General features: G+C 66.9%; 20 protein-coding genes and 1 tRNA gene. 11 read left to right on the forward strand and 10 right to left on the reverse strand.

The features are described from left to right. Positions 1 to 117: 117 nt before the first annotated feature. Complete coding sequence (locus FQU96_RS39720) at positions 118 to 876, forward strand: TSUP family transporter (protein ID WP_146546978.1); 759 nt, start codon at positions 118 to 120, stop codon at positions 874 to 876. A gap of 161 nt (positions 877 to 1,037) precedes the next feature. Then, on the forward strand, positions 1,038 to 2,393 hold the full coding sequence (locus FQU96_RS39725; RefSeq protein ID WP_146546979.1) for a hypothetical protein: 1,356 nt from the start codon (positions 1,038 to 1,040) through the stop codon (positions 2,391 to 2,393). A gap of 210 nt (positions 2,394 to 2,603) precedes the next feature. Here the strand turns inward: FQU96_RS39725 and FQU96_RS39730 are convergent, their stop codons facing one another. Continuing rightward, a complete protein-coding gene (locus tag FQU96_RS39730) occupies positions 2,604 to 3,035 on the reverse strand; it encodes a DUF1772 domain-containing protein (RefSeq protein WP_146546980.1) in 432 nt (143 codons plus the stop codon). A 130-nt stretch (positions 3,036 to 3,165) separates the two neighbouring features. On the opposite strand from FQU96_RS39730, the gene FQU96_RS39735 reads away from it, so the two are divergent. Next, positions 3,166 to 4,404: an MFS transporter gene (locus FQU96_RS39735; RefSeq protein WP_146546981.1), complete on the forward strand. Its 1,239-nt coding sequence runs from the start codon at positions 3,166 to 3,168 to the stop codon at positions 4,402 to 4,404. Here the strand turns inward: FQU96_RS39735 and FQU96_RS39740 are convergent. The 3 genes from FQU96_RS39740 to FQU96_RS39750 all read right to left on the reverse strand — a co-directional run bounded on the left by FQU96_RS39740 (position 4,377) and on the right by FQU96_RS39750 (position 6,004). After that, the gene (locus FQU96_RS39740) at positions 4,377 to 4,805 is read right to left on the reverse strand and encodes a gamma-butyrobetaine hydroxylase-like domain-containing protein (RefSeq protein ID WP_146546982.1); all 429 of its coding nucleotides are present in this window, start codon (positions 4,803 to 4,805) and stop codon (positions 4,377 to 4,379) included. The two genes, FQU96_RS39735 and FQU96_RS39740, sit on opposite strands and share 28 nt — an antisense overlap. A 3-nt stretch (positions 4,806 to 4,808) precedes the next feature. Then, the gene (locus FQU96_RS39745) at positions 4,809 to 5,018 is read right to left on the reverse strand and encodes a Trm112 family protein (protein WP_146546983.1); all 210 of its coding nucleotides are present in this window, start codon (positions 5,016 to 5,018) and stop codon (positions 4,809 to 4,811) included. Positions 5,019 to 5,095: 77 nt separating this feature from the next. Then, positions 5,096 to 6,004 (reverse strand): LysR family transcriptional regulator, encoded by a 909-nt coding sequence (locus FQU96_RS39750; RefSeq protein ID WP_146546984.1) that lies wholly within the window; start codon positions 6,002 to 6,004, stop codon positions 5,096 to 5,098. Positions 6,005 to 6,640: 636 nt separating this feature from the next. On the opposite strand from FQU96_RS39750, the gene FQU96_RS39755 reads away from it, so the two are divergent. Then, complete coding sequence (locus FQU96_RS39755; protein ID WP_146546985.1) at positions 6,641 to 7,969, forward strand: MATE family efflux transporter; 1,329 nt, start codon at positions 6,641 to 6,643, stop codon at positions 7,967 to 7,969. On the opposite strand, the gene FQU96_RS39760 is transcribed toward FQU96_RS39755, so the two are convergent. After that, complete coding sequence (locus tag FQU96_RS39760; RefSeq protein WP_146546986.1) at positions 7,926 to 8,585, reverse strand: TetR/AcrR family transcriptional regulator; 660 nt, start codon at positions 8,583 to 8,585, stop codon at positions 7,926 to 7,928. The two genes, FQU96_RS39755 and FQU96_RS39760, sit on opposite strands and share 44 nt — an antisense overlap. Positions 8,586 to 8,666: 81 nt before the next feature. On the opposite strand from FQU96_RS39760, the gene FQU96_RS39765 reads away from it, so the two are divergent. Both FQU96_RS39765 and FQU96_RS39770 read left to right on the forward strand, forming a co-directional pair. Next, positions 8,667 to 9,803: an acyl-CoA dehydrogenase family protein gene (locus tag FQU96_RS39765; RefSeq protein WP_218575062.1), complete on the forward strand. Its 1,137-nt coding sequence runs from the start codon at positions 8,667 to 8,669 to the stop codon at positions 9,801 to 9,803. Then, positions 9,800 to 10,975, forward strand: a complete 1,176-nt coding sequence (locus FQU96_RS39770) for an acyl-CoA dehydrogenase family protein (protein ID WP_146546987.1) — start codon at positions 9,800 to 9,802, stop codon at positions 10,973 to 10,975. Before FQU96_RS39765 ends, FQU96_RS39770 begins: the two co-directional genes overlap by 4 nt. Positions 10,976 to 11,259: 284 nt before the next feature. Here FQU96_RS39770 and FQU96_RS39775 read toward each other — a convergent pair whose 3' ends face one another. The 3 genes from FQU96_RS39775 to FQU96_RS39785 form a co-directional block, all read right to left on the reverse strand. Then, on the reverse strand, positions 11,260 to 11,967 hold the full coding sequence (locus FQU96_RS39775; protein ID WP_146546988.1) for an LON peptidase substrate-binding domain-containing protein: 708 nt from the start codon (positions 11,965 to 11,967) through the stop codon (positions 11,260 to 11,262). Between the two features lie 95 nt (positions 11,968 to 12,062). Beyond that, positions 12,063 to 12,980 carry a thioredoxin gene (trxA, locus tag FQU96_RS39780; RefSeq protein ID WP_146546989.1) on the reverse strand — a complete coding sequence of 306 codons (918 nt, stop codon included), beginning with the start codon at positions 12,978 to 12,980 and terminating at the stop codon, positions 12,063 to 12,065. Positions 12,981 to 13,084: 104 nt separating this feature from the next. After that, positions 13,085 to 13,636: a prolyl-tRNA synthetase associated domain-containing protein gene (locus tag FQU96_RS39785; RefSeq protein ID WP_218575063.1), complete on the reverse strand. Its 552-nt coding sequence runs from the start codon at positions 13,634 to 13,636 to the stop codon at positions 13,085 to 13,087. A 117-nt stretch (positions 13,637 to 13,753) separates the two neighbouring features. Between FQU96_RS39785 and FQU96_RS39790 the strand changes: the two genes are divergently transcribed. Beyond that, positions 13,754 to 13,828 (forward strand) — tRNA-Gly (locus FQU96_RS39790). 154 nt (positions 13,829 to 13,982) lie between these two features. On the opposite strand, the gene FQU96_RS39795 is transcribed toward FQU96_RS39790, so the two are convergent. Then, positions 13,983 to 14,507 carry a hypothetical protein gene (locus FQU96_RS39795; RefSeq protein WP_146546990.1) on the reverse strand — a complete coding sequence of 175 codons (525 nt, stop codon included), beginning with the start codon at positions 14,505 to 14,507 and terminating at the stop codon, positions 13,983 to 13,985. Positions 14,508 to 14,825: 318 nt separating this feature from the next. Between FQU96_RS39795 and FQU96_RS39800 the strand changes: the two genes are divergently transcribed. Then, a complete protein-coding gene (locus FQU96_RS39800; protein WP_146546991.1) occupies positions 14,826 to 15,707 on the forward strand; it encodes an alpha/beta fold hydrolase in 882 nt (293 codons plus the stop codon). A gap of 16 nt (positions 15,708 to 15,723) precedes the next feature. Here the strand turns inward: FQU96_RS39800 and FQU96_RS39805 are convergent, their stop codons facing one another. After that, positions 15,724 to 16,563, reverse strand: a complete 840-nt coding sequence (locus FQU96_RS39805) for an aminoglycoside phosphotransferase family protein (RefSeq protein WP_146547030.1) — start codon at positions 16,561 to 16,563, stop codon at positions 15,724 to 15,726. A 167-nt stretch (positions 16,564 to 16,730) separates the two neighbouring features. Between FQU96_RS39805 and FQU96_RS39810 the strand changes: the two genes are divergently transcribed. From FQU96_RS39810 to FQU96_RS39820, 3 genes are all read left to right on the forward strand, one after another. After that, a complete protein-coding gene (locus tag FQU96_RS39810) occupies positions 16,731 to 18,305 on the forward strand; it encodes an ABC transporter substrate-binding protein (RefSeq protein ID WP_146546992.1) in 1,575 nt (524 codons plus the stop codon). Next, on the forward strand, positions 18,302 to 19,096 hold the full coding sequence (locus FQU96_RS39815; RefSeq protein WP_146546993.1) for a DeoR/GlpR family DNA-binding transcription regulator: 795 nt from the start codon (positions 18,302 to 18,304) through the stop codon (positions 19,094 to 19,096). The genes FQU96_RS39810 and FQU96_RS39815 overlap by 4 nt, the downstream gene beginning before the upstream one ends. 286 nt (positions 19,097 to 19,382) lie before the next feature. Continuing rightward, on the forward strand, positions 19,383 to 21,107 hold the full coding sequence (locus FQU96_RS39820; RefSeq protein ID WP_146546994.1) for a PQQ-binding-like beta-propeller repeat protein: 1,725 nt from the start codon (positions 19,383 to 19,385) through the stop codon (positions 21,105 to 21,107). The last annotated feature ends 62 nt before the right edge of the window (positions 21,108 to 21,169 follow it).

Raw genomic sequence — 21,169 nt, forward strand, 5'->3', positions numbered from 1 at the left:
CTTCGTCGCCGATACTCGCTGCTCGATTCCCCTTGCGAAACGGGGGCCGTCCACACATGACAGCAAACCCCGCTGCCGCCGGATGCGCAAGGGTGCGGCGCCGTCTATGGTGCGACCATGTCCGCCGCCACGATCGCCGTCGTTGCCGTTGTCGTCCTGATCACCTCGTTCCTTTCCGGTATTTTCGGCATGGCAGGTGGTCTCATCCTGCTGGGCGTACTGCTGGTCCTGCTCGACGTCGCGTCGGCCATGATCCTGTTCGGCACGACGCAGCTGGGCGCCAACGGCTGGCGCGCCTTCCTGTGGCGCAAGCACGTCGTGTGGCGGCTGATCTGGAGCTACGTCGCCGGCGCCCTGGCCACGTTCGCCGTCATGAAGGTGGTCGCCTTCCTGCCCGACAAGGCCATGGTCTATATCGGCCTGGGCCTGCTGCCGATCATCGGCGATGTCGTGCCACCCACGCTGCGGCCGGATATCACGCGCCGTTTCATGCCGTTCATCTGCGGCGCCTTCATCATGGCGCTGCAGCTGATGGCCGGTGCCGCCGGCACCGTGCTCGACATCTTCTTCCAGAAGAGCCCGTTGGACCGCAAGGCGATCGTGGCGACCAAGGCCGTGACTCAGGTGGTGGCCCATGTCTGCCGCATCGCCTACTTCGGCACCTTCGCGATTCCCGGCAACGACATCCTGCCATGGTGGATCTATGTCGGCGCCATCGCGCTGGCCCTGGCCGGCACGTCGCTCGCCGCCGAGGTGCTCCATCGCATGACCGACGAGAGCTTCCGGCGCTGGAGCCGACGGCTGATCCTGACCGTCAGCGTCGTCTACCTGGCGCGCGGCATCTGGTTGCTGATCGTGCCGTCGGCCTCGTCCTGACGATCATCGAAAGGTGACTTGCTGTCTGCTGTCATCCCGAGCGCAGCGAGGGATCCAGGCCTGCCGTTGGAAAAAGATCCCTCGCTGCACTCGGGATGACAGATGTGGAGCAGTGGAAAAGATTAGATTACGATGCAATTCGATCCGAACGGAAAAGGCCCGTGTCCGACCATCGCATCGAAGATCTCGTCGAGGACAGCATCAGGCTCACGCTTCGCTCCCGTCTCTCGGATGCGGAAAAGCAGCAGCTTGTCCGCGACCTCTATGTCTTTCAGAACCTGTTCGACACGTCCAAGACGATCGGACGCGTCAAGCCGGAACTGGACGCGATCGGCTACGATCCGGAAATGCCCGCCGGCGACCAGCCCTTTCTGGCCACCATTGCCGCGGTGGTCGCGCTGGCCGATGCGGCAAGTGACCGGCAGCTGGTGCACCACTGGCTGGGCGTGCTGGCCAGCGAGATCAACGAACTGACGCTGATCGACGACACGTTGCCGGAGGACTTCCCGGCTTTTCTCCAGCGCGCCGAGGCGATCGCCATCCGCGCGGCGGCGATCCGCCACGATGTGCGCAACTGGCGCGACCGTCGCGGCTATGTCCCGCTGCCGAGCTGGACGACGATCGCCCGCGACTATGAGCGGTCCGATCCGGAAACGATCGACCGGCGATCGATGCTGCGCTTCCTGCTGGATCATCGCGCCGATCCCGACGGCATCGCAGCCGACTACGAAAAGGACACGGCGCGGGCTGCGCGCATCGCCAAGAGCGTGTTGCCTGAATTGCCGGCCATGGTCGCCGCGCGCGGCGATTTCCGCCTGGTCACACACAGCGTCGCGTCCAAGGACAATATCTTCGTCTTCCAGATCGGTGAAAAACCACCCGACGCGGACGGCGCGCGCTTCTACCTTCTGGTCGAGCACCACCGCAGCAACGACGTTCTGTATCCCCGATTTGGCGTGCGTTCCGGACTGATCGAACGCTGGCAAGGCCGCGGCTTTGCGGCCGACGACGTGACCATGCACTTCCGCATCAGCTTGAGTTTCTTTGCGCCGCAGGCCGAGCTCGAGGCCGACCCGCAGTTCAATGGATTGGGTTGGCCATGGCGGCTCAACCAGTCAGCGAAACTGCTCAGCCAGCGGCTCGACTCGATCGTGCGGCATTGGTCCCATGCGGAAAGGCTGATGGCGTTCTATGCCAAGCCGCTGGCGCAGCGCATCGACGAGGAAGGGTTCGAGACGATGGCGCGCGAGCGCAGTACCCGCAAAGAGGAGTTCGGCTACTTCACCAACGAGGTCGACATGCTGTTCGCCTGCGCCTGCCGCGCGTGGGACCGCGGCGAGCGCCCCAGCACCGAGATCGCCGCGATCCGCGACTGGCTGGCGCATATTCATCCGAGCGGCCGAGCCGATCGCGGGGCGTGCCTGGCGCGGCTCGACGCGGGACCCGCCTTTCCGGCCGTCGTCGAGACCCTGGCGCTGCGGCGTTATGATACGCCCTTCCCGCTGGAAGCCGCCTAGTCCCCGGAATCACATGGCCCTGATGCAGCTGTCATCCTGAGCGCCCCTTCGGCAGGCTCAGGAGAGGGATCTTTCGATGCAGGCGCACCCGTGCGCCACTTTCGGAAGATCCCTCGCTGCGCTCGGGATGACGGCGTGGGCCTATGAAATCCCAGGCTGTCAGGACGACCGCGGCGCTTCCGTCAACGATGCGCCGCGCCAGGGTGGCCGTCAGCGCAACGACGCCCACAGGAAGATGGCCGTCGCGGCGAAGCCCAGCGCCGTGCGCACGGCGTGCAGGCGGGCCCATTTCGCCATCAGGGCGCGGCTTTGCGCCTGGGCATCGGCGGTGTCGAGTGCCATGAGCCGGCGATTGGTCGGCATGATGCCGATGATCGTGTAGGGCCAGTTCGCGATCAGCAGCGCTGCCCCCACCAGCCACGACGATTGGCCGGTCTGATGCCACGCCACGACGCCCAACACGAAGCCTGCCACCGCAAGCGGCGCCTGCATCGCTGCCCCGCGCTGATAGGCCGGTTTCCACTGCGCCAGCCGGGCCCGGTCGTCGAGTTTCATGCGCGCGGGTTGCTCGGCGACGTTGATGTAGAGCGCCGCGCCCGCGAACAGGGCGGCAATGACAAGAGCGAGCTGTCCGGCGAGCATGGCTGCGCCTCCGTCGTTCACTGTCGGCGATCGTCGTACCGTGCCGAGCGTGGCAGACATGCACGCCCAGCCTGATCCGCGACACATCATCCGATAGCATGCCGCGCCGGCACTTTGCATTGTGTCGCGCATGGCTTCGCCCCCCGACAGCACCCCTGCACCGCCGACGCCCACGGTTTCACTCGCCGTTCTGGCGAGCGCGACGTTCTCGAGCGCGGCCAGCGTGCGGGTGTCGGATCCCCTGCTGCCGCAGGTGGCCGCATCGTTCGGCGCCACGGCCGGCGAGGCCTCGTCCGTCATCACCGCGTTCACCCTGGCCTACGGGCTGATGCAGATCTTCTACGGCAGCGCCGGCGATCGCCTGGGCAAGGTCCGCCTGATTGCCATCACGACCTTGCTGTCGGCGGCCGGATCACTGGCCTGCGCGCTGGCGCCCTCGCTGTGGGCCTTGACGGTGGCGCGCTTCGCGACGGCGGCGGTGGCGTGCGCCATCATTCCGCTGTCCTTCGCCTGGATCGGCGACGTGATCCCCTACGCCAAGCGGCAACCCGTGCTGGCCCGGTTCATCTCAGGCCAGATCATGGGCATGATCTTCGGACAGGTCGCCGGCGGCATCCTGGGCGACTCGCTGGGCTGGCGCTGGGTGTTCGGCATTCTCGCGATCGGCTATGTCGTGGCCGGTCTCGCTCTTCTGTTGCGCCTGCGGGTCGATCCGCTGACGCGCCTGCGCAGCGGCACGGGGCAACCGGGCCTTGCCGGCCTGGTGCGATCATGGCGCGATACGATCGGCCTGCTGCGCGATCCCTGGGTGCGCGTCGTGCTGGCCGCGGTGGGCGCCGAAGGCTTCCTGTTCTTCGGCGCCTTCGCCTATGTCGGCAACGAACTGCGGCACCGCTTTGGCATCGACTACACCATCGTCGGTGTCGCCATGGCCGCGTATGGCGGCGGCGGCCTCGTTTACACCGCCAACGTTGCCCGGCTGGTCATGGTGCTGGGAGAGCGCGGTCTCGCCCGCATCGGCGGCCTGCTGTTGGGGTTGAGCTTCGTGGCGCTGAGCTTCGCACCATCGCTGTGGACGGCGGTGATCGCCATCGCGGTGTGCGGATTGGGCTTCTACATGCTGCACAACACGCTGCAGACCCATGGCACGCAGATGGCCCCCGCGGCGCGCGGCGCCGGAGTCGCCGCCTTCGCGACCGCGCTGTTCTTCGGCCAGTCGGTGGGCGTCGCCCTCGCCGCGCCGGTCGTCGATCACATCGGTGTGGTGCCGGTGTTCCTGGTCGCCGCCGCCGGATTGCCGGTGACGGGTCTGTTCCTGGCCGCGAGCCTGCGGCGCGCGCCTCAGGCGTCGCGGCTCAGTCCGCGGTAGAGCAGCGCCGCGAGATAGGCTTCCCACTTTTCCGGCTGCTTGACGCCCAGCTCGTGAAGATAGGCCCAGCTGAAAATGCCGGTGTCGTGCTTGTCATCGAAGCGAATGCGGATGGCGTAGTTGCCGACCGGCTCGATCGCCTCGATCCGCACGTGGCGCCGACCGGCAATGATCTTCTTCTGGCTGGGGCCATGACCCTGCACTTCGGCCGACGGACTCTCCACCCGCAGATACTCGGCCGTGTAGCGGAAGGTGTTGTTGTCGTCGAAATCGATCTCCAACTCGCCCTTCTCGCGGAACAGGCGCACCTCGACCGGCCACGGCGTGCCGGCCGCCGGTTCGTAGCCGCCGCTCGATGGCGCCGATTGCGGGAAGTCCGCCGAGTCCTTGGCTGCGCTCATGCCTCAGCTCGTCTCGTCCAGCCGGCGCGCTTCGCCCGGCAGCATGATCGGAATGCCGTCGCGAACGGGATAAGCGAGCCCGGCCTTGCGACTGATCAACTCGTTCTGGGCCGCGTCGAACTCCAGCGGTCCGTGCGTGACCGGGCACACCAGGATTTCGAGCAGCTTCGGATCGATACCCACCCGGCGGGCGGGGCCTTCAGAGGGGCTCATGGCGTGACGCTCCGCTTGCTGGGGGGCGGTTATAGCACCTTGTCCGGGGGGCCTGTCACCCGCTGCCGCGCATGGCGTCAACGAAGGGCAGCGCGAATTGACGCGAGCAGCCAGTCAAGGCCGGCATCGACATGGCCGGCGCGGCGGACAGCCGAAATCGTGAAGCGCGGGCTGGCAAAGGCGATATCGATGACCTGCAGTCCCAGGGGTTTCGCCAGATGCTGCGCCAGGCGGCGCGGGCATGTCGCGATCGCATCGCTGGCGGCGACCATGGTGAGCGCCGTGAGCCAGCGCGGCACCAGCGCCACCGTCGATACCAGGCGCGGGCTGGGCAACGTCGAGTCCGTGATGCCGGTCTCGCCCGACAGGCCAACAAAGACGTTGGGCAACGCAGCGTAGGTGCGCCGATCGATCCTGCCCTTGACCGTCGGATGGCGCCGGCGGGCCACGACGCAGTAGCGGTCCTCGTAGAGCCGCTCCGCCTCGAAACCGGGCGGCAAGGTCAGGAACTGGCCCAGCGCCAGATCGACCTCGCCGCGGCGCAGCGCCTCCAGCGTGGCGCGGCCAGCCAGGTAGTCGATCGCGAACGACGCATGCGGCGCCTCGCGCCCGAACACCGTCACCAGCGGCGCGCCGATCAGGACCGTCACGAACTCGGCCGCGGCGAGGCGAAAGCGCCGGTCGCTGCGCGCCGGATCGAAACCGCCGTCACCGCTCATCACCATGCCGGCCATGTCGATCAGTGCGTCGATGCGCGGCGCCAGGTCCAGCGCCCGCCGCGTCGGCTCCAGGCCGTGAGGCCGGCGCACGAACAACGGATCGGTGAACAGATCGCGCAGCCGCGCCAGTGCATGGCTGACGGTGGACTGCGTGAGGCTCAGGCGTTGCGCTGCCGCCGTGGTGCGTCGTGTGCGCATCAGCTCGCGAAACACCAGCAGCAGGTTTCCGTCGAGACGACGGATATTGACAATGTCGATATCAGTCATGGTTTGAAATCATTATACTGGCGAAGCGGCGTGCGCTAGAGAATGCCTTGTTCATGTGGAAGGACCGTGCGGTGCGTCGATCCAGTGCAACGGTGTGTCGATGCGGAAAAGCTTCACCACAGAGACACAGAGATCACAGAGGCGCACAGAGGAAAGAGGAGATGCCGCGCCAGAGGCGCGCTCCCGACTTTTCTCTCACTACTGACCTCAAGAATCGTCGCGCTGCGATGATTCTCCTTGCGGTGGCTCGGCCAGTGAATGCCGTCCTGGCGACGGCTGGGACCGCGCCGCTCCAGCGGCGCTCATGATCCGCCGCTGCGCGTCGGGGCGTCGCTGGAGCGACGCGGTCCGACCCGTCACCAGCGCCATCTACGCTTAGATTGCGGCCAATGGCTGCGCTGTGCCTCTGTGCCTGAAAGGAAACTGGCCAAGGTGGCTCGATCACACGCTGGGGACGCGCGACTCTGTGGCGCGTCCGTTTGCCCGCACCACCGTGCGCCGCTTCAGTCCTTGTGATTGGCGTAGCCGGTGGAGAACTGTGTGGTGAAATCTTCGGCGGAACCGACATGTCTCATCGTGAGTGACCGGCGCACCGCAGGATCCTTCGCTGCGCTCAGAATGACAGCGGGGTGAGGCATGCCCGTCCGGGCAGATATCCGCGTGCCTCGCGCGGCGACGATTCTGAGACTGTCGTGGCCCGTTGTCGTCGGCCTGACGGCGCAGAACGCCATGAGCCTGATCGCCATCGCCATGGTCGGCCGTCTGGGCGATGTCGCCCTGGCCGCCGTCGGCGTCGGCGGCACGCTGTACGCGACGCTGCTGGCTGTGCTCTTCGGCCTGGACACCGCGGTGCAGACGATGGTTGCCCGCAAAACAGGCGCGCAGGACATGCCAGGCGCCGCCGCGGTGCTGGCCGATGCCCTGCCAATCTCGCTGTTGGCTGGCGCGGTTCTGGCCACGCTCGCCTACACGGCGGCGCCGGCCGTCCTGACCGTGATCGCCGGCGATCCCGCCGTGATCGCGCTCGGCACAGCCTATGTGCGCGCGCTGTGTCCGACCTTGCTGTTCATGGGCGCCGGTTTCGCCTTCAGTGCCTATTGGAACGGCCGCGGCAGGCCCGAACGGGCGCTGCTGGCGATCCTGGTCCAGTTGCCCTGCAGCGTTCTTTTCAGCTACGCCCTGATCTTCGGCGCCTTCGGGCTGCCGCGCCTGGACGTTGCCGGTGCCGGCCTGGGTGCCATGCTCGCCGCCCTGGTCGCATTGGGTGTCCATCTCGCGGTGATCAGGGTGCCGGTGCGCGACGCCGCGCGACGACGGCCAGCGCTGTCCGGCATGGTCGGCCTTCTGCGCCTGGGGCTACCCGTCAGCCTGCAGCAGGTCCTGCTGTACATCGGCATGAGCGTGTTCTTCGCCATCGTGGCGCGGCTGGGTGTGCGCGAGGTCGCGGCCATCAATGTGATGATCGCGCTGTTTCTGATATCGATCCTGGCCGCCACCGGTGTCGGCATTGCTGCCGCCACGCTGGTGGGTCAGGCGCTGGGACGCCATGACATCAGCGACGCGCAGCGCTGGGGCTGGCAGGCGAGCCTGATCGGCATGCTGCTGGTCGCACCGCTGAGCCTGGCCATCGTCATGGCGCCGGGCCACGTGCTCGCACTGTTCATCGTTGATGACACCACGATCGCGCTCGCTGCGACGCCCTTGCGTCTGCTGGCACTGGCCATGGTCATCGATACCGCCGGGCGCGTGCTTGTCTTCGCCCTGCGCGGCGCCGGCGCGGCACACGTGTCGGCACTGGTCTCCTTCGCTTTCCAGTGGGGCGCCCAGTTGCCGCTGTGCTGGATCGTGGGCGTGATGCTGGATTACGGACTGGTCGGCATTGCGGCGGTGCGATTGACGCTCAGTATCGCCGAGAGTGCGGTCATGGCTGTCGCTTGGAGACGCCAAGGCTCTGCAGGCCGCTGAGCAGCACGTCGACCAGCGACACGGCGAAGTCGTCCATCTTGGCCGTCATCGCCGGACGCAGCCGTTGCGGCGTGGTGGCGACGTGGTTGGTCACGCTGCCCACCACCATGTCCATGACCAGGCCGGGATTGGTCGCGGGCGGCAGCTCGCCGCGCTCGATGGCGCGGCGCACGATCGCGCGCGCCTGGCGCACCGTCGCCTCGCCGTAGCTGCCCAGGACGTCTGCGACCTCGGGAAAGCGCGTGGTATCGACCATCATGTGCAGGCTGACCTTGCCGTGGGGTCCCGTGCGCAGGCGCAACGACAGGCGCGCCAGCGCCAGCAGGTCCTCGCGGATCGATCCGGTATCGATCGCGTCGACGCCATACCAGCGCGCCTCCAGCGTCTGGCGCAGCAGCCCGGGACGCGAGGCGCCCCAGCGCCGGTAGAGCGCGTCCTTGCCGACGCCGGACCGCTTCGCCAGGGCATCGAAGGTGAACCCCGCCCAGCCGACCTCGGCATAGAGCGCAATGGCGGCATCGAAGACACGGTCCTCGAGCCCCGGATCCCGGGGTCGCCCCCGGCCGTTGCGGACCCGGCCGCCTGGCGGTGCGGCCCGCGTCGACGTTCTTGCCATCGGCGCTTTACCCCTTGCGTGGCGCGACGCATCGCCATAATTACAGACGAAATCAGACTGATATTAGCAAGGGAGGCGGGATTGGCAATCACGACGACCCTGGAAGAACGCCGGGCCATCGCCGACACGGTGCGCAAGCTGCTGGCGGACGCGAGCAGCGAGAAGCACGTGCGCGCCATCATGGAAACGCCGGAGGGGATCGACCGGGCGCTGTGGTCGACGTTGGCGGCGCTGGGTATCGCCGGCCTGCTGGTCCCGACCCGGTTCGGCGGCGCCGGCCTGGGGCCGGTCGAGCTCGAGCTGGTCGCCGAGGAGACCGGCGCGGCACTGGCGTGCACGCCGTTCCTGTCGAGCAGCGTGCTGGCGGCCGGCCTGCTGACGGAAAGCGGCGATGAGGCCGCCTGCGCCCGCCTGCTGCCGGGCATCGCCGACGGCACGACGATCGCCACCGCGGCGCTCACCGGCGCGCGCGGCTCATGGCAGGCGCCGGATGTGACCGTGACGGCGGCGGATGAGGGCGGCACGACCCGGCTGTCGGGCGTCGCCTCCTATGTGATGCATGCCGCCATCGCCGACGTTCTGCTGGTGATCGCACGCACGGCGGATGGTCACGGCCTGTTCGAGGTCGACCCGCGCGCCGACGGCGTGGCGATCGAAGCGCTGTCGACGTTTGACCGGACGCTGCGGTTGGGGCGGATCACGTTCGCGCGCACGCCGGCGCGGCGGATCGGCACCGCGGGCTGGCCGGCCGTCGAGGCGGCCTTGCGCCTGGCCCTGGTGGCGCGAGCCGGCGAGCAGGCCGGCGGCGCGCGGCGCATTTTCGACATGACCGTCGAATACACCCGCAACCGCATCCAGTTCGGCCGTCCGATCGGCGGTTTCCAGGCCATCAAGCACATGGCGGCCGAGCTGCTGCTGGAGGCCGAGTCGGCGACATCGGCGGCGCGCGACGCAGCCCAGCAGTTGGCCCAGCAGACACAAGGTGCCGACGAAGCGATCGACATGGCCGCCTTCGCCTGCGCCGATGCGTTCGCGCAGATCGCCGCCACGGCCATCCAGATGCATGGCGGCATCGCCTTCACGTGGGAACACCCGGCGCATCTCTACCTGCGCCGGGCGCGCGCCTACAGCTACCTGCTGGGATCGTCGGGCTCCCATCGCGAGCGATTCGTGACCCGGATCGCGGCCCAACCCGAGGATGTGAGGATCGCATCATGAGCCATGACGATCTGCGTCGCGAGGTGCGCGACTGGCTGGCCGCGCATTGGACCGGGCTCGGCTCGGTCGGCCAGAGCATGTGGGAAACCAACGACGCCATGCGCGCCTGGTACACCAAGGTGTTCGAGGCGCGGTGGTCGGTGACGGGCTGGCCCGAGATCTGGTTCGGCCGCGGCTTCTCCGACGAGGAGACGCGCATCGTGATCGAGGAATTCGCCCGCGTCGGTGCGCCGGGAGCGGGACAGGATCGCTTCAACCTGCCGGCCAACACGCTGCTGGCGTTCGGCAACGATGCGCTGAGAATCACGCTGATCCCCGGGCTGCTGAAGCGCGAGATCACGACATGCCTGCTGTACAGCGAGCCGGGTGCCGGGTCCGACCTGGCGGGCGTGCGCACGCGGGTCGAGCGCCAGGGCGACACCTTCGTCGTCAACGGCCAGAAGGTGTGGACGTCGGGCGCCGCGTCGGCCGACTACGGCATGCTGATCGCACGCACCGACTGGGACGTGCCCAAGCACAGCGGACTGAGCTTCTTCTTCCTGCCCATGAAGCAGCCCGGCGTCGAAGTACGGCCGCTGCGGCAGATCACCGATGAAGCGCACTTCAACGAGGTGTTCATCACCAACGCCGTCATGCCGGTCGACAACCTGGTGGGCGGGCTGAACCAGGGCTGGCGCGTGCTGCAGACGGCGCTGGCCTACGAACGGTCGGTCATGGGCGCCAACGCGCGCGGCGCCCGCCGCGGCAGTGCCGACGTCGTGGCGCTGGCCCGCGCCGCCGGCCGGCTGAACGACCCGCAGGTGCGACAGGACATCGCCCGCGTGGTGGCGCTGCGCCGGCTCAACGCGCTCAACAACGCGCGCGCCAAGGCCGACCTCGAGCAGGGCACGTCGTCGTCCATCATGTCGCTGGGCAAGCTCGCGATGTCGCGCATCCTGCACGAGGAAGCGCGCGTGCGCACCGCCATCATCGGTGCCGAAAGCCTGCTGGCGGGCGATGCGCATCCGGTCGCCGACGACGTCAACTTCCTGGCGCTGAACGCCTACTTCACGTCGATCGGCGGCGGCACCGACCAGATCCAGAAGAACATCATCGGCGAACGCGTGCTCGGCCTGCCCAAGGAACCCGAACTCGACCGCAACATCCCGTTCAAGCAGGTGCGCAGCGGGTGAAACCCCGGGAGCGCGCGCGTTTCGCCCGTCCGTCCTGTGGTCCTGAGCGATGCGAAGGACCTCGCAGTGCGCCGATCACCGATCGGACGTCTCAGTTCTGCTGAAAGAATTCACCACAGAGACACAGAGACACACAGAGGGAAGAAGAGACGGCGCGCTAAAGGCGCGCTCCCAACTTTCTCTGTGTTCTCTGTGCCTCTGTGGTGAATCTCTTAACGCGCACCATCTGAACGGGACAGGCTTGGCGTGCTGATGCGGGCGGGACGCCCGCGGTTCCAGGAGGCTCAATGCCGCGAGGTGCTGCCGCCTTCTTCGCCGCGGCTGTCCATCTCCAGCAGCGCGATCAGCAGGCGCGCGCGGGCGGTGCTGTCGGTGGCTTCCAGCAGCGCCTGTTTTTCGGCCGGCCCGAAGGGCAGCACCATCGACAGCGACGTCACCAGATTGCGGTCGCCGGCATCCTGCACGGCTTTCCAGTCGGTCGACAGCTTGTGGCCGCGGAAATAGGCCTGCAGCGCCGCCATCATGCGCGGCCGGTCGAGTTCGATCATCTCGTCGGCATGGTCGAGATCGCCACGGTAGCGCTCGAAGTGCGTCATCACCCGGCGATAGCCGCTGTGGTGCAGTCCTAGCTCCTGCCCGATCTCGAAGCGGCTGATGCCGGCCAGGGTGATCAGCAGCCGACCATCCTCGGTCTCGGCGAACTGGATGATACGGCCGGCACAACCGACCGGCTGGACCGGGGGCGGCCCCTCACCGACCGGCAATCCGTCACCGGCGTAACCGCCGATCTTGGCCGGCTGCACCATGCCGATCATGCGATGGCCGGCCAGGCAATCCATCACCATGGCCAGATAGCGCGGCTCGAAGATGTTCAGCGGCAAGCGGCCGCCCGGCAGCAGCAAGGCGCCGGACAAAGGAAAGATCGGAATCGCTTCCGGCAATTGCTCGAATGCCGGGTCGAACGGGTTCCTGCCGACGCGCTGATCGGTCATGCCGTATGGGCTCTCCCTGGCCGTCGGTCGAACGGCCTTTGCCGCGTCAGCGCACCGGCAATGTCACCCGGCGATCGCCGCGCGTTTCCTACCACTCATGAGAACAGGATCGACGACAGCCGCTTGCGGCCGTCGACGGAAATCGGGTCGTTGAAACCCAGAGCCTCGAAATACTTCAGCAGCTGCTTGCGGGCGGCTTCCTCGTTCCACTTGCGGTCGATCTTGATCGACTGCAGCAGGTGATCGACGGCGGCCTCCTTGTTGTCGGCAGCATAAAGGGCTGTTGCCAGCTCGAGCCGCGCCTCGTGATCCTTGGGATTGGCGGCGACCTTCGCCTCCAGCTCGCCGACCGGACCGGCCTGTTCAGCCTGCTCGGCCAGCTCGATCGCCGAGCGAACGGCGGCGATCTCGGCGTTGTTGGCGACCGCTGGCGGCAGCGACGCCAGCAGCGCCTTGGCGCGCTCCGCATCGCCGCTGGCCAGGTAGCATTTGGCCATGCCGGCCACTGCCGTCGGGTTTTCCGGTTCCTGCTGCAGGATCTCGCCATAGACGCGGGCCGCCAGCGAGACGTCGCCGCCCTCGAGCGCCGCCTTGGCATGCTCCAGCAATTCGGCGAGCTGGTCGCCGCCCGGCGTGCCGCCGGTCGCCTGCACCAGCCGGTCGATGAACTGCTTGATCTGCCCTTCGGGCAGCGCGCCCTGAAAACCGTCGACCGGGCGGCCCTGGAAGAAGGCGTACACCGTCGGGATCGACTGGATGCGCAGCTGCTGGGCCAGCATCTGGTTTTCGTCGATGTTGATCTTGATCAACTGCACGGCGCCCTTGGCGTTCTTCACCGCCTTTTCGATGATCGGACCCAGCGTCTTGCACGGACCGCACCAGGGCGCCCAGAAATCGACGATGACCGGGCGCGTGCGGCTGGCCTCCAGCACGTCCTTGGCGAAGCGCTTCTGGTCGGAGTCCTTGACAAGGTCGGCATCGGCGGGGGCGCCGCCGCCAATAATCTGGTCCATCTGTCCTCGACAGGTTCGCATGGCGGACCCAGCCGCCGTCGGGTTTCCCGGAATGTGGCCGCTGGCCGCCGGGAAGGCAAGGCCGGCGGCATCGCCGGCCATGTTCAAGCGTCGAAGGCCAGCGGCTGTGGCGTGTGGCCCGTGGCGGCAAAAAAGCGCTGGAGGTCGGCACCCGACAGGCGCGTGACCATGGTGTTCACCATCGGATGGGCCCAGACCGCCGCGGCGTCGAGCACGGCACGGTCAACCGCCAGGCGCACCTGGCGGCCCGCATCGTTGAGCAGCGCCAGCGGCGTCACCGATCCGGGCCGCACCCCCAGGTGGCGCATCAGCCGTTCGGGGCTGCCGAACGAGACGCGGCCGGCGCCGATCCTTTCACCCAACTGCTTCAAGTCGACCACGCGGTGGGCCTCCAGGGTCACCAGCCACATCTCCTCGCGTTTGTTGCGCAAAAACAGGTTCTTGATGTGCGTACCGGTCTGCAGCACCGGCAACCGGGCGCGCACCGCCGTTGACTGCTCGACGGTGAACACCGCTTCGTGGGTGACCGTCTCATGGGCGATGCCGAGCGCCGACAGCCGCGCCAGGGTGGCGGCGGGCGTGGTCGGCAGGTCGTTGCCTTCGGGATCGGCCTGGGGATCGGGAGCGGAACTCATGACGGCGGCTTTGGTACCGGCGCGCGGCGATGCAGGCAACCATCTTGCCAAGGGATGAGAAAGCGGTTATCTCCGCGCCTCCACGCCGATGACCCAATGCGGCGCGGGACATGGAGTGCGGGCGTAGCTCAGGGGTAGAGCACAACCTTGCCAAGGTTGGGGTCGAGGGTTCGAATCCCTTCGCCCGCTCCAAATTTGTCAGGAAAATCAGAGCCTTATAAAAGGGCTGCCGTGAGGCGGCCTTTCGCCTTTCCGACTGGCTCGAGCCCGGAAAACACCCTATCGCGCTCATTGCGCGACGGGGCCATCCACGTACGCCCTATCTGCCACGGAAATGGTCGCGCCCTCAAATGATGGGACGGCGGGGCGCATTATATTTCGCATCCAGCAGCTTACAGTTCCACGTCATCGCGACAGGGTCTTCCGGCACCACGATCATCTTGGGCTTCCGTGGCGCGGCGACGAAGTGGGGATCTTTCAACGTAATTTTGTCGTTCGGCGTGAACCACGGGTGCACAGGCCGGTCTTGCTGCTCCGACCAGCGCTCATTGAACAAGTTCATCGCATAGCGCACCAACCCGGAATTGGATGGCGGTTGCAGCTGCAGATGCCGCCCCAGTCTTGTGAGGAATGCGCCACTGACCGTGCCATAGGGTGACCCCGCCCACTTCCACGTCTGCTGGTAATTCGACACCACCGTAGGCGGGCTGTTTATTCCCTCCATCAGGTTCTCTTTCTCGATGCCCACCCATTCGATGTCCAGCTGCAGGGTGCCTGCATGTCCCGCGGATCTGGGATGAAAGACGTGCAGCTTGTAGCGGACGTGGTAATCGCATTCCCAGACGTCTGATGGTGTATGGATGATGCGCATGCTGCCCCCCGCGTTCACGACACGCTGACGCCGAGGCTAGCGATCTGCTGATGACGGCGCGTCAACCCCAGGGTTGACACGCCGCTGTCGCGCTTCCTCGCGCGGTCCGCGTCGAGGCGGCCGGATCCTCGCCGTGTCGTCGTTCACGTGCGAGATCTGGGCCTGTCACGACCTTCTGTAGACGCCGGGTCCGCTCAACCATGCGCGCGTCGCTTGGCCGCCTCCGCCACCTTCGCTCTGCGGCAGGAGGCGGAATGTCTTCCCCACGCGCGCTCGACGTCGATATGCTCCGCCGCCTGACACTTGACGGAAGACCCCATGCGCGCCCGTATCCGCGATACCGAGATCTACTTCGACGTCGATGGCGTCGGCCTCGTGCCCGATGGCCCGCGCATGCGCGAAAAGCCCACCGCCTTCATCATCCATGGCGGCCCGGGCGGCGATCACAGCGACTTCAAGACCGCGCTGGGGCCGCTCACCGACAAGATGCAGCTGGTCTATTTCGATCATCGCGGCCAGGGGCGGTCGGCCCAGGGTGATCCCGCGAAATACACCCTCGACGAGAATGTCGAGGACATGGAGGCCTTGCGCCGCCATCTCGGCCTGGGCCCGATCGTCAGCGTCGGCACCAGCTACGGCGGCATGGTGGCCATGGCCCACGCCGCCCGCCATCCCGCTGCAGTGTCGCATCTCATCCTGGTCGTGACCGCCGCGCACGGCGGCTTCAACGCGCGCGCCAAGGAGATCGTGGCCCAGCGCGGCACACCCGAGCAGATCGCGGTATGCGACGATCTGTGGGCCGGCCGCCTCGATACGCCGGCGAAGCTGCGGCACTACTACGAAGTCATGGGCCCGCTGTATTCGTACAAGTACGATGCGGCCCTGGCCAAGGTCGGCCTCGATCGGCGAATCCAGGCGCCGGAGCCTCTCAATCGCGCCTTCAGCCCAGGCGGCTTTCTGCGCAGCTTCGATCTGCGGCCGGAACTCGGTTCGATCACCGCGCCGACCTTGATCCTGGCCGGCCGCCACGACTGGATCTGCGCGCCGGAGTTCTCGGAAGAGATCCACCGCCTCATCCCCGGATCCGACCTGCGGATCTTCGAGAACAGCAGCCATTCGATCCGCGGCGACGAAACGCAGCTCTTCCTCGACGCCGTGGCCGGGTTCCTCGTCTACAAGACCAGGGGGAACAGCCTCTGACCGGAGCGTCCCGGGATCAAAGCTCGTCTCGAACGGCACGAATCGCCTGTGCGACGGACAGCTCGCGGCTTTCGTCTTTGTCGTTGTCATCGCCTGCATGCCACGCGGCCGACAGGCATCCGTAGGCGATCGCGTAGTCGAGCAGCCGGCGCGGGCTCTGTCTCAGCGTTCGGGAAAACACGGTGGCCATATGGGCGATCCGGGCCGGATCGAGGCAGAGGTCGTCGCGGCCCAGGGGGTTGTAGAACAGGTTGGCGGCGTCAAAGGCGGAATCGCCGAGCACGCCCTTGGGATCAATCGCCAGCCAGCCGCGCCGTCCGTGCAGGATGTTGTCGTGATGCAGGTCGCCGTGCAGCGGACGGACGTCATGCGGCTCCGCCAGCAGGCGCTCGGCGATACCGGCCGCTTCGAGGTAGAAGCGCGGCTGTCCGGCGTCGGCGCAGGCTTTGGCTTTGTCGAACAAGGCCGCGAAACGCTGCCGCAACGGCTGCAGGTCTGACGGCAGCGGCGTGTCGGACGGCGCGAACAGCCGTGCCATCACATCGGCAGCGACGTCGGTCGCGAACGCATCGCCCTGGTCGACGAGGTCCTGTGAGAGCAGCCGGTCGCCGGCATACTCCAGCAACATGCGCTGGCCGTCGCGATCCAGCAGCCTGACCGCGCCGACGCCATCGCGCCAGCTCAGATAGTGGGCGCCGCGCAATTCGTCCTCGACGTCGTCGAAGGGCTTGAGGTCCTTGATCACGGCGATATCGCCGCTGTCCAACCGCACCGTCCAGATGCGGCTGGAAAACGTTTCGGCGATGAGCGTGGGGTCGCTGACATTCCAGCGCGCGGGGAAAACCGGCTCGATCATGTCGGCGGGATTTAGGAACTCACGACATCGATGTCCATCGCGCACCGACATCACACCCACACAAATGCAGGCATTCGGTCAATAATTCACACATTCGCAGAGAAACCGTCATCGGCTCTTTATCGTCGGCGCGTTAGCTGGCCTCACGATTTTTCGGAGGTCCGCCGATGAACGCCCTTCCTCTGCACCGGCGCGCCGCGCTCGCCGGCATGCTCGCCACCACGGCCATCGCCGGTGCCCGCGCCGCCGACGGTGACGGCAAGAGCAGCGCGCGTCGCCGGCTGATCGTCGGCATGTCGGGATTTCCGCCGGCACTGGAACCCGTGCTGGCCAACCACACGGCAACGCGGCGGGTGGTGCCGCAGATGTTTGACACGCTGATCGCGTTCGACCACGGCAACCAGATGGCGCTGCGGCCGGCGCTGGCGGAGCGCTGGGAACGGCTCGATGCGCGCGCGCTGAAAGTGGCCCTGCGGCCGGGCGTGACCTTCCACGATGGCAGCCCGTTCACGGCGGCCGATGTCGCCTTTTCCTTCAGCCCGGATCATCTGCTGGGTCCGGACCGGTCGGGCCGTTCGGTGGCCATGCAGACGCTGGATCGCCTCGACCGGGTCGAGGTGGTCGATCCGCACACCGTGATCATCCACGCCAAGGGCGACGACGCCCTGCTGGAGCAGCGCCTGGCGGCGTGGGCGTCGGAGATCGTCAGCCAACGCGCCTTCGACGCCGCAGGTTCGTGGGATCGCTGGGCCGCGGCGCCCGTCGGTACCGGTCCTTATCGGCTGGTCGAACAGAAGCTCGACCTCCATGTCGTGCTGGCATCGCACGACGCCTACTGGGGCGGACGTCCACCCTTCGACGGTGTCGAATTCCGCATCCGCGCCGAGCTGGCGGCGCGCGTGAACGGTCTCGTCGCGGGCGAACTCGACGTCGTGACCGACGTGCCGCCGGACCAGTTCGGCGACATCCGCAAACGCGCGCAGCTCGAGATCGTCGGTGGGGCCGTGCAGAACGTCCGCTTCCTGGCGATCGACACCGGTGATCCGGTGCTGAAGGATCCGCGCGTGCGCCGCGCGCTCAGCCTGGCGATCGATCGCAAACTGTTCGTCGAATCGCTGTGGGACAACCGCGTGCCGGTACCCAACGGCTTCCAGCTGCCGAGCTTCGGTGTGGGCTACATCGAGGATGCACCGGCGCTGGCCTACGATCCCGACCAAGCCCGCGCGCTGCTGGCGGCAGCCCAGTACAAAGGCGAGCCGATCACCTATCGCCTTCTGGGCAACTACTACACCAACCAGGTCTCGGGCGCGCAGGCCATGGTCGAGATGTGGCGCGCTGTCGGGCTGAACGTGCAGATCCAGATGATGGAGAATTTCTCGCAAATCCAGCGCAAGCCGGTGAGGGCCATCTACGACAGCTCATCGACGGCGATCTTTCCCGATCATCTCGGCCACGCCTGGCGCGAATTCGGCCCCAACGGCACGCTGCCCAAGCAGGTGGGGATCTGGAGCAACGCCGAATACTTCGCGCTCGGCGCCCGCCTGCAGGATACGTTCGACGTACAGAAGCGCCGCGAGATCGTGCGGCGGATGCTGCAGATCATCGATCGCGATGATCCGCCCTGCATCATCCTGCACGCCTCGGGCCAGTTCTACGGCAAGCGCCGCGATGTGCCGTGGCTGCCCGGGCAGACACTCGATCTCAATTTCGGCCCCTCCAACCAGGCCCTGTCCCGCACATGACGATACGGACCGCCCTCAAGCTTGGCGCGGCACGCCAGCAGAGCATTCGCGGGATGATCGCGCGCGGCGACATCCTGACGGTCGGCGACCTGGCACAGCGCTTCGGCGTGTCGCAGGAGACGATCCGCCGCGACATGCGCGTGCTCGACGAGGCCGGCCATCTGCGCCGCGTGCATGGTGGCGCCACCCCGCCGGCCGCGGTCGATCTGACCGCACGCCGCCCGGTGAGCGAGCGCCTGGATGTCGCGCGCGCGGCCAAGATGCTGGCGGCAAAAGCGGCGCTGCCGCTGTTCGAGGACGGCATGACCGTGTTTCTCGGCGGCAGCTCGACCATGCTGTTGTTGGCCGAGGCGATCGCGCGCAGCGACAGGATGCTGTCGGTGACAACCAACATGATCGACATCGCAACCGTCCTTGCCGGTGCGGGCCGCGGCTCGGTGACGCTGCTGGGCGGCATCGTGAAGGCGACAACCCACACCCTGGTCGGCCCCGACGTGCTGCGGGCGTTGGACCAGCGCGTGTTCGATCTCGCCGTCTGCGGCGCCAGCGCCGTCGACGCCACGCACGGAGTCCTCGGGCCGTCGGCCTGGCATGCGGCGATCGGGGCAACGCTGGCGCGGCGCGCCCGCCGCATGGCCTTCGTCGTCGACGCAACGAAGTTCGATCGTACGGACAGCCATGTCGTCCTGCCTTTCGATGACGTCGATGCCCTGGCGGCCGACCTGCCGCCGCCACCGCCGGTCCAGGCCGCTCTGGAAGCCGCCAGCGTCACGCTGTACCTCGACGCCTGACCGATACCGTCTCGCGGCCGTTACTAAGAGCGCTCGACTGCAAGCGTTTGCAGTTGACGGACAACGGAAGCGGGTGATTACGTGTGGCGTCTCGTTCTCACGTCGGGCTGACATCGCGATGCCCGATCGGTGTTGTCGGCGCCTTGCGGTGAGCGCCTGTTGATCACCGCCTGCCCTGGTTCGCGTGCTTCGCATTCTCTTGACGTCTTGGCCGAACCCACGGGGTTCGGGCTGACGCCATGCCGTAGCGTGATCGCGTTCAACAAATGACCTTGGGAGGAAGGCGATGACAAAGGTTCATCGAGGCCTGCCGCTGCTGGTCGCCGCCCTATCGGTGTCGGCGAGCCTGCTGGGCGGATCGGCCTCCGCCATCGACATATCGCGCCTGGATGCCTCGAAGGACAGCCCGGGCGACTGGCTGACGTACCACGGGACCTACCGGTCCTATCACTTCAGCCAGCTTGACCAGATCAACGCGGGCAACGTCAAACAGCTCAAGGTCGCCTGGATGCACCAGCCCGGCCGATCGACGCGCGGCCTGCAGTCGATGCCGCTGGTCGCCGACGGCATACTCTACTACTCTGGCTCGTACAGTCGCGTGTTCGCGCTCGACGGCGCCACCGGGCAGGTCAAGTGGACCTACTTTCCCAAGCTCGACGACGATCTGGTCGCCGCGCAGACCCACTCGCCCTACAACCGCGGCATCGCGCTGGGGCACGGCAAGGTGTATGTCGGCACCGTGGACGGACGCCTGATCGCGCTCGACATGGCCACCGGCAAACCGGTGTGGGACACCAAGCTCATCGATTCCAAGAAGCTCACCGTCGGCTTCACGGGCGCGCCGCTGGTCGTCAAGGACAAGGTCATCATCGGCTCGCAGGGCGGCGAGTGGCCGTGGCGCGGACCGATCTTCGGCGTCGACGCCAGCACCGGCGACAAGAAGTGGGAGTTCCTGACGGTTGCCGGCACCGAGGAAGCCAAGGCGACGTGGGGCAATGAATCCTGGCGCACCGGTGGCGGTGGCGGCTGGATGCCCGGCACGTACGATGCCCAGACCAACACGGTGTGGTGGGGCACCGGCAATCCGGCGCCGCTCTACGACTGGGCTGGCCCGAACTGGAAGACCCAGGGACCGCGGCCCGGCGACAACCTTTACACCACGTCGGTGATCGGCCTCGACCCCGACACCGGAAAGCTGCGCTTCTATCATCAGGAACTGCCGCACGATGCATGGGACTTCGACAGTTCCGTCGGCGAGTTCGTGATGATCGAGCGCGGCGGTCGCAACCTGATGGTGCATCCCAACAAGGGCGGCTTCGTGTTCGTCTACGATCGCGGCAACGGCAAGGTCGCCAATGTCTGGCGGCTGGTCCAGAACATCAACTTCGTGAAGGACATCGATCCCAAGACCGGCGAGCTGATCGGGCGTCGCGACATGGTCGAAGGCGCGCACAAGAACCTTTGCCCGGCAATCCCCGGCGGTATCAGCTGGAACTCGGGCTCCTATAGCCCGCAGACCGGGCTGTACTACAAGGTCGGCCAGGAATGGTGCATGGATCTCGAGGTCGTCAAGACGACGCCGATCCTCGAGCCCATGGCCCAGCTCAACATCGGCGCGAATTTCAAGCTGACCAATCCCGAAGGCAGCAAGGCACATGGCCACGTCAGCGCCCGCGATCCGATCACGGGCGAGAAGAAGTGGGAGGTCAAGTTCGACGAGCCGCCGCTGGCCAGCCTGCTCTCCACCGCCGGCAATCTCGTGTTCGTACCCGACGCCCGCGGCGTGCTGCGCGCCTACAACGCCGCCAATGGCGAGTTGTTGTGGTCGCACAACAACGGCAACGGCCACAACGGCGGCATCATCAGCTACCGCGCGGGCGGCAAGCAGTATGTCGCTGTCACGACCGGCTGGGGCTCGCTGGTGGGCGACGAGTTTGCCGCACTGTTCGGCGAGCCGTACGCCAGCATGGCGAAAGACTCCGGCGCGCTCGTGGTCTTCGCGCTGCCCTAGATCGCGTGACGAGGGCGGGCCGTCCGGCTCGCCCTCGTGCGCCGCTGCCAGTCACCTCGGAT

The sequence above is a fragment of the Reyranella sp. CPCC 100927 genome (assembly GCF_007859315.1).
GTDB lineage: Bacteria > Pseudomonadota > Alphaproteobacteria > Reyranellales > Reyranellaceae > Vineibacter.

Excerpts from the sequence above, each read along its gene's own strand:
- FQU96_RS39735 (WP_146546981.1), top strand. The coding sequence starts at position 3,166 with ATGGCTTCGCCCCCCGACAGCACCCCTGCACCGCCGACGCCCACGGTT.
- FQU96_RS39740 (WP_146546982.1), bottom strand. The coding sequence starts at position 4,805 with ATGAGCGCAGCCAAGGACTCGGCGGACTTCCCGCAATCGGCGCCATCG.
- FQU96_RS39810 (WP_146546992.1), top strand. The coding sequence starts at position 16,731 with ATGAACGCCCTTCCTCTGCACCGGCGCGCCGCGCTCGCCGGCATGCTC.
- FQU96_RS39760 (WP_146546986.1), bottom strand. The coding sequence starts at position 8,585 with ATGGCAAGAACGTCGACGCGGGCCGCACCGCCAGGCGGCCGGGTCCGC.
- FQU96_RS39815 (WP_146546993.1), top strand. The coding sequence starts at position 18,302 with ATGACGATACGGACCGCCCTCAAGCTTGGCGCGGCACGCCAGCAGAGC.
- FQU96_RS39730 (WP_146546980.1), bottom strand. The coding sequence starts at position 3,035 with ATGCTCGCCGGACAGCTCGCTCTTGTCATTGCCGCCCTGTTCGCGGGC.
- FQU96_RS39805 (WP_146547030.1), bottom strand. The coding sequence starts at position 16,563 with ATGATCGAGCCGGTTTTCCCCGCGCGCTGGAATGTCAGCGACCCCACG.
- FQU96_RS39755 (WP_146546985.1), top strand. The coding sequence starts at position 6,641 with ATGCCCGTCCGGGCAGATATCCGCGTGCCTCGCGCGGCGACGATTCTG.
- FQU96_RS39820 (WP_146546994.1), top strand. The coding sequence starts at position 19,383 with ATGACAAAGGTTCATCGAGGCCTGCCGCTGCTGGTCGCCGCCCTATCG.
- FQU96_RS39800 (WP_146546991.1), top strand. The coding sequence starts at position 14,826 with ATGCGCGCCCGTATCCGCGATACCGAGATCTACTTCGACGTCGATGGC.
- FQU96_RS39750 (WP_146546984.1), bottom strand. The coding sequence starts at position 6,004 with ATGACTGATATCGACATTGTCAATATCCGTCGTCTCGACGGAAACCTG.
- trxA (WP_146546989.1), bottom strand. The coding sequence starts at position 12,980 with ATGGACCAGATTATTGGCGGCGGCGCCCCCGCCGATGCCGACCTTGTC.
- FQU96_RS39770 (WP_146546987.1), top strand. The coding sequence starts at position 9,800 with ATGAGCCATGACGATCTGCGTCGCGAGGTGCGCGACTGGCTGGCCGCG.
- FQU96_RS39785 (WP_218575063.1), bottom strand. The coding sequence starts at position 13,636 with ATGAGTTCCGCTCCCGATCCCCAGGCCGATCCCGAAGGCAACGACCTG.
- FQU96_RS39745 (WP_146546983.1), bottom strand. The coding sequence starts at position 5,018 with ATGAGCCCCTCTGAAGGCCCCGCCCGCCGGGTGGGTATCGATCCGAAG.
- FQU96_RS39720 (WP_146546978.1), top strand. The coding sequence starts at position 118 with ATGTCCGCCGCCACGATCGCCGTCGTTGCCGTTGTCGTCCTGATCACC.
- FQU96_RS39775 (WP_146546988.1), bottom strand. The coding sequence starts at position 11,967 with ATGACCGATCAGCGCGTCGGCAGGAACCCGTTCGACCCGGCATTCGAG.
- FQU96_RS39795 (WP_146546990.1), bottom strand. The coding sequence starts at position 14,507 with ATGCGCATCATCCATACACCATCAGACGTCTGGGAATGCGATTACCAC.